This window comes from Arthrobacter sp. C152, from assembly GCF_054890965.1.
The window spans coordinates 1-255 of record NZ_JBTZSU010000124.1 but is presented as its reverse complement, the minus strand read 5'-3'; the positions used below and the strand labels follow the sequence as shown (position 1 = coordinate 255).

1 protein-coding gene is annotated in these 255 nt (G+C 56.9%); it reads right to left on the bottom strand.

The window, feature by feature from the left end:
- Nucleotides 1–255, bottom strand: a 255-nt coding sequence (locus tag ACYSM9_RS21990; protein ID WP_461859062.1) for a hypothetical protein, incomplete at both ends; no start/stop codon positions are given.

The window sequence follows — 255 nt, the reverse complement described above, 5'->3', positions numbered from 1 at the left end:
CCACCGGCTTCCAGGAAAATGAGCATGGCTTCCGTGAGTTCGTTTAAGTTGTTGGGAAACTGGTCCGTGTCCCAGCCGTTTTGGTAATCGCCGCGGTTGGCGTCAATGCTTCCCAATACGCCGGCATCGGCTGCGGCCTGCAGTTCGTGCTGAAAGGTGTGGCCGGCCAGGGTGGCGTGGTTGACTTCGATGTTGATCTTAAAGTCGCCGAGCAAATCGTACTGCCTGAGAAAACCCACCACCGTTTCCACGTCG